Below are 6,188 nucleotides of genomic sequence, written 5' to 3' on the forward strand. Positions count from 1 at the left end.
CATCCATCCGTTGAATAGAATTAACTGCGGGCTTCATTTGCAGTTCTTCTTCTTCAGGTACATCCATCCGTTGAATAGAATTAACTGCGGGCTTCATTTGCAGTTCTTCTTCTTCGGGTACTTCCATCCGTTGAATAGAATCGACTGCGGGCTTCATTTGCAGTTCCTCTTCTTCGGGTACTTCCATCCGTTGAACTTCTTCACTCTCAGGCGCATTAATTCGCTGTACCACATCTGCGGCTACCTTATCCGCTTCTTGCTCATACTTATCCCCAGGCTCACCAATAGACAGCTTCATCTGTATTCCTCGTGGCTGTCTTGGTGGATGGTACTTAAATATATTTGGATTTATACCCTGACCAGACTGTTCCACCCTTGCCGATTGGGCTTGTACATCAGGATTTTGGGGTGTCTGTGGAACTGGCTTTTGGACGAGAAAGCGGCGCGATGCGAAATGACTTTTAGCTGGTGTATCAGAATTGTGGGCGGAAGCTTTCGCGGTTTTGGATTGTTTACTATACATTTACTCAACCCTATATATTATTATGCCACCATAGAAGCTTTCACGGCATATTTGGTCAAAAATCGCCGTTAATCAATCTTACCCCAGTTTCTGTAAATTATTACATCAGTTTTCAGGTATTTGAACCACATCTGTCGTAGGGGCGCAAGGCCTTGCGCCCCTACTGCCCCTACTAAAAAGATGCAGCTATATTCCAGTATCCGATAATATTAGTTCTCGAATATGCGCTTCAACAAATGTTCCAATAGGCGCAGGATTGCCTAAAGTCTCTATCATCAATATAGAACCTCCCAGTCGTAAAAATGCCAGCCCTTCTTCCTCGTATGTCTCCAACTTAGCTATCATTCCAACACCATCACCTTCTTGTTTCAGCTGGTAGGTAGATTCAGTAGTTTGGAGAATGTCCACACCCCAATTCAGGGGAGTGCCAACACTCAACTCAACATGATAGGTTTCTCCCAATTGTGGTGGTATACCCTGCCAGTAGGCACAAGCATTTCCTAGCGCACTAGAAAACTGCACCCGGTGTTTGTCACTGGATGAAAGCTCTAAATTTTGAATTTCTACTTTCATTTCTGCCTTTCCTCTATAAACTTACAGGTGATCTACGTAATACATTTGTGACTGTAAGTGTTGTATTTGTTGCATCATAAGTCCAAGTTTCCTCGTGGAAATGATGTTGCTTCGCTGGTGAGTTCCGCTCATGATTTCCGTATCTTATACTGCGTTGCCCATCCGCAGAAACCAGCCGGGTAGGGTCATCATTACCAGTTCGTGGGTGTTTGTGACTATATGGTCCTGACCCAAGAAATTCAACCCAACGAGCCACTACATTAGCTGGTTGGACAGTAGAACCTATAGTTTCACCACCATCTGCTGCTGTAGGTGTTGTTCCCGCCCATACAGGTTGATCTGTCCAATCTGCAACTGTTGCCAAGTTCGCAAGCTGTAGTACCAAGTCTGCAACAACATTCAAGCGTTTGTTTTCTAATTCTTGTGCTTCAAGAGTTTGAACTCTTAGTTGGAGTGCTGCTTCATCCGCAGGATCGTATGTGTAAGGGACATCAGCAGATGGTAACGCTTTCCCAGCATTTGTCATACCCCTGATTCGCCTCATTCTACTCAAGTGATTCCGAGCCTGATCTAGATCCAAGGTATCAATATCTACTGCAACCCCATTGTCTGCAATTCGCTGGATTATATTTTGATTGAGTTGTGCATTTTCTTGTGTTTGAATAGGTTTAACCTTTGATGCAGCCATGCCATTTTCCACAGGAAGACGTTGCACCATTGGTTTCATTTGCAGTTCTTCTTCTTCAGGTGCATCCATCCGTTGAACTTCTTCACTCTCAGGCGCATTATTCTTATGCACTACATCTGCGGCTACTTTATCCGCTTCTTGCTCATACTTATCCCCAGGCTGACCAATAGACAGCTTCATCTGGATTCCTCGTGGCTGTCTTGGTGGATGGTACTTAAATAGATTTGGATTTATACCCTGACCAGACTGTTCCACCCTTTCCGATTGGGCTTGTACATCAGGATTTTGGGGTGTCGGTTGAACTTGCGGTTGGACGACAACACGGGGCGGTGCGAACTGACTTTTAGCTGGTGGGTCAAAATTTTTGGCAGAAGCTTTCGCGGTTTTGTATTGTCTACTATACATTTACTCAACCCTATATTTTATTAATATGCCACCATCGAAGCTTTCACGGCATATTTTGTCAAAATGCGCCATTAATACATCTTACCCCAGTTTCTGTAAATTATTACATTAGTTTTCATGTATTTGAACCACATTTGTCGTAGGGGCGCAAGGCCTATGGAACGTCTCTACACTCCTTAATCGAAAAGTATTGGGTCAGGGTTTTGGAGGCTGTTTGAAAAGTCTTATTGTCGGTAACAAAACATTCTAGATCCCCCTAAATCCCCCTTGAGAAGGGGGACTTTGATCACTATTCCCCCCTTTTTAAGCTACCGTGTACACACAAGTCTTATCAAGTTGCCTAAGAGCGTTTCGATCCCCCCTAACCCCCCTTGATAAGGGGGGAACTAGAATCAAAGTCCCCCTTTTTCTACGCCGAAGGCGCATCCCCGAAGGGGTTTAGGGGGATTTAGGGGGATCAGATCACTTGTGTGTACACCGTAGCTTTTTAAGGGGGGCTAGGGGGGATCATTAATTGCCTAAAATCACAGCCGGACACTTTTGAAACAACCTCAGAGGCGATATTTCTCCTAACCTAAATGCCTTTAATATGGAATTATGCTGAAGTAGAAGTAGTTAGATCATATTCCACCAACAAGTTAAAAATATAGGACTTACGCATTGACAATAAATACCAAATATGTATAAAACTAAAACGCACATATTTCGTAGGGGTTTAGCAGTGCTAAACCCCTACCACACGGGTATATTTACGATTCACATAATCATTTTTATTCCCGCATCCTACAATAGAGGACATTAGATTTGAGAGCAGTCACCGCAATCATCATGTCTGCTTGGGTGTGCGTTTTACCGATTACTGCGATCGCACTGATCCCATTGTCCTGGTCGCTATCAGCCGCGCCGGTAATGGCGCATGGCAGTGTAGGAGGATCGAACGTCACCCGTCGTGACGAATGCATCGAAGGCTGCACTGGCCTCCATCTGTGTTGCCTCGTCAACATAAAATGCGTTCACGTATTCTGCGCCACCGCCAATGAGCAAGACATCGGTCGTCGTGATGATTGCCCAAAGACCCGTGTCGTCACATAGGAGGAAATCCATCCCGTTGATTAAGTACCCGATATCATAGCCGAGTGCATCAAAGGTTTCTCGATTAAGTCCTGTTGGGATAGCGTGACCACAGTCGAGCGTGATGGACTGAGCGTTTTCAGTTTCGTACTGGATCGCATAGAACCGGGGCTGGTTCGTGCAATCGAGGATGCGCCCAAGACCAGCGTACAGTCTCTCAAACCCGTGACTACTTTCTTCAACAACGACATGGGCGCTCGGTAGGAACGGGTCTGCCACCTGAACCCAGGCATACGACAAAACTGCGCTAAGTCGATCCTCGATACGCTTCAATTCGTCGGAATTGAGTGGGTTTACAAGATTCGCGTGTGTCATAAACGTATTCTCCATGTACATTTCCTGTATAGGCTAGTAGCTATTCTTACCACCAGTATCCGACGGTTATTGTGTCTGCTCCACTTGATACCGCGTCTGTCCCATGAATTTAAACTCCAGTGTGTAGCCAGCAAGCTTCAGTTCGATCACGCCCGCAGCTCCGGGTTGACTACTCCAGTCGCGCAGAGTTACTGGTACACCATCAATCATCTCATTGTAGAGGAGGTTAACCTTTCCGTCCTCAAGTGGTTGCTTATCTATCCTCGGTTGGTTGAGCGCCATACCCATCAGAGTACCTGCGACAGATTTGGCTTCATCCCATGAGCCATCTTTTATGTATACGATCCGTCCGTTACAGTTGAACAACTTGAACCCGATAGCGAAGAGATGATTCAGTTTGCTTTTTAGGCTGGCGTTCTGGCTTGACCAGCTTTTTGTCCCCCCTTCTTAGTCATCGGAGGGCGGTATTGTCTTGTTTGGTCTTGACTGATTAACCGATAGTTATGTGGAGGCCCATACCTTGTCTTTTGATAGGATTCTCCTACCCACTGTTCTCCCACTGCGTTTGCTTGTGTTGTGCTTGTGTCTTCATCAATTGTTAATAAAATTATGCTGAGGTAGAAGTAGTTAGATCATATTCCGCCAACAAGTTGAAAATATATGAACAACAACAATAAACAAATTTACAATTACACAGTTCTTCTAGAAAAAGAATCAGATGGAGGTTATCACGCTTTTTGTCCTACTCTCAAAGGTTGTCATTCTCAAGGAGATTCTTTTGAAGAGGCAATTGAGAATATTACAGAAGCAATTGAATTATATATTGAAAGTTTAAAAGCTGATCATCAGTCAATTCCTAGAGAAGATTTAATTGTTAAGCCATTAACCATCTTAGCATGAGTGATTTTCCCAGTGTCAAAGCTAAAGATTTTATCAAAGTTATTGAAAATTTAGGTTTTTATCTTGACCGCCAAAAGGGGAATCATGCTATTTACAAAAATAGTCATGGGCAAAGGGTTGTTGTTCCTTTTCATTCGGGAAAAGACCATGAATAGATTTAACTTCCCCACGAATAATTAGGAGTTGCTTATTTTCTGATTCTTGCTTCTCCATGTTCTTATTCGCACCATTTGATTTATAATTACCTTCTTCTCCAATTGAATAAGAACAGCAGGATCAGCTGATCATCAAAAAAAGGAGAAGTACATTTTGATATCTATCAAATGATTTTTTCTTTTCTGACAATATTCTAAACTCTAATTAATGATATGCTTGAATGGCAATTCCTGTATAATAGCCTCTTCTAGTGGTTTAATTTTCTCGAAATATCCTTCCTCTTCAAGTTTTTTTACCGTATTTACCACTACTTTTTTCGATACTTCTTCCACAAGTATTAAGTTGTGATCGATGGAATAATACCCCTGCTCTTGCTGCTCGTCCTCAAAGTCTTGCTGTAATCGAACTATGTCGTAAATATGGACATGGTACATCCCAGTTGTGGTTTTTACATACACATCATTTCGGTAGCCTTTGGCGATCGCTTCTATTTCATCGCGTTCGTCATTATATAGGTAATAGATTTCCATTTCTATTGATTCCTGATCTTAATATAGGGATGGTAGATGCCTGAGAATTTAGTTAAATTTTTTGACTGTTGCACTATCCTTATTATTCATCCTCGACTTGTTCTAGAACTACTTTTACCAACTCGTTTTTGAATTCTTCAAAGTCCAGTTTTCCATTTTCGGCAGGAACAATCTCGAAGTGGTTCTGATTTCTGCCACGCTGAATGATTTTGAGAGTATCGGGGATGCTCTTGACTTCATAAGTACCTCCGAATTTCCCAAGGCCTTTTTTCAAGTCAAAAAGGGACACACCATGGGTGTTCTTCAGCTTTTGTGTTCTACTGTCAATCTTAACTTCATTCATCTTAGGAGCAAGACTATTTCCCCCTCGGTAATAGGGTTGACACTGCACAAGTGGTTCTTGAAGTGAGTAATCTATCGAGATTGACTGAGCATTTTTCCTTTGTAATGCTCGCTGTACTGCCCCTCCATTCTGCTGCACCACATGAGTCAGTTCATGAGCTAACAACTCCTGCCCTCCTCGACTTCCAGGATTATATTCCCCCTGGCGAAAGAACACATCCTGTCCCGTAGTGAAAGCCCGTGCCTGAATTGAGCGATTCAACTGGTCAGACTGACCATCAGTGTGAATCTTCACACCACTAAAATCTGCCCCCATTGCCTGCCCCATTGAGCGTTGCAGACCTGCATCTAAAGGCTGTCCACTTCCCCTGGCACTATTAATAGCAGTATCCAAATCCGTCGAAGCTTCCCCTCCCCCAATGGCTTCCCGACGCTGGAGTGATGTTATCTCAGGCTTCATTTGCAGTTCTTCTTCTTCGGGTACATCCATCCGTTGAATAGAATCGACTGCGGGCTTCATTTGCAGTTCTTCTTCTTCGGGTACATCCATCCGTTGAATAGAATCAACTGCGGGCTTCATTTGCAGTTCTTCTTCTTCGGGTACTTCCATCCGTTGAATAGAATT

At 43.5% G+C, this 6,188-nt stretch carries 10 protein-coding genes; 2 read left to right on the forward strand and 8 right to left on the reverse strand.

Features of this window, described 5'->3' with window-relative positions; translation table 11 throughout:
* The 6 genes from ACM0OW_RS25465 to ACM0OW_RS25490 all read right to left on the reverse strand — a co-directional run.
* A partial coding sequence (locus tag ACM0OW_RS25465) for a hypothetical protein (protein ID WP_414553471.1) occupies positions 1-523 on the reverse strand: 523 nt, incomplete at its 3' end.
* A gap of 186 nt (positions 524-709) precedes the next feature.
* Positions 710-1,096, reverse strand: a complete 387-nt coding sequence (locus tag ACM0OW_RS25470) for a hypothetical protein (RefSeq protein WP_414553473.1) — start codon at positions 1,094-1,096, stop codon at positions 710-712.
* Between the two features lie 13 nt (positions 1,097-1,109).
* Positions 1,110-2,189, reverse strand: a complete 1,080-nt coding sequence (locus ACM0OW_RS25475; protein WP_414553474.1) for a hypothetical protein — start codon at positions 2,187-2,189, stop codon at positions 1,110-1,112.
* 894 nt (positions 2,190-3,083) lie between these two features.
* Positions 3,084-3,635, reverse strand: a complete 552-nt coding sequence (locus ACM0OW_RS25480; protein ID WP_414553475.1) for a hypothetical protein — start codon at positions 3,633-3,635, stop codon at positions 3,084-3,086.
* Positions 3,636-3,701: 66 nt separating this feature from the next.
* A complete protein-coding gene (locus tag ACM0OW_RS25485; protein ID WP_414553477.1) occupies positions 3,702-3,917 on the reverse strand; it encodes a hypothetical protein in 216 nt (71 codons plus the stop codon).
* Between the two features lie 122 nt (positions 3,918-4,039).
* A complete protein-coding gene (locus ACM0OW_RS25490) occupies positions 4,040-4,195 on the reverse strand; it encodes a hypothetical protein (protein ID WP_414553479.1) in 156 nt (51 codons plus the stop codon).
* A gap of 100 nt (positions 4,196-4,295) precedes the next feature.
* Here ACM0OW_RS25490 and ACM0OW_RS25495 point away from each other — a divergent pair, with 100 nt between their 5' ends.
* Both ACM0OW_RS25495 and ACM0OW_RS25500 read left to right on the forward strand, forming a co-directional pair.
* Complete coding sequence (locus ACM0OW_RS25495; RefSeq protein WP_414553481.1) at positions 4,296-4,535, forward strand: type II toxin-antitoxin system HicB family antitoxin; 240 nt, start codon at positions 4,296-4,298, stop codon at positions 4,533-4,535.
* Positions 4,532-4,690, forward strand: coding sequence for a type II toxin-antitoxin system HicA family toxin (locus ACM0OW_RS25500; RefSeq protein WP_414553483.1), 159 nt, complete (start codon positions 4,532-4,534; stop codon positions 4,688-4,690). Before ACM0OW_RS25495 ends, ACM0OW_RS25500 begins: the two co-directional genes overlap by 4 nt.
* Positions 4,691-4,891: 201 nt before the next feature.
* Here the strand turns inward: ACM0OW_RS25500 and ACM0OW_RS25505 are convergent, their stop codons facing one another.
* Positions 4,892-5,221 (reverse strand): hypothetical protein, encoded by a 330-nt coding sequence (locus ACM0OW_RS25505; RefSeq protein ID WP_414553485.1) that lies wholly within the window; start codon positions 5,219-5,221, stop codon positions 4,892-4,894.
* 82 nt (positions 5,222-5,303) lie between these two features.
* Positions 5,304-6,188 (reverse strand): DUF4157 domain-containing protein (locus ACM0OW_RS25510; protein ID WP_414553487.1); only part of this gene is annotated, 885 nt, incomplete at its 5' end.

It is taken from the genome of Anabaena sp. CCY 0017, assembly GCF_963920885.1.
Taxonomy (GTDB): Bacteria; Cyanobacteriota; Cyanobacteriia; order Cyanobacteriales; family Nostocaceae; genus Nodularia.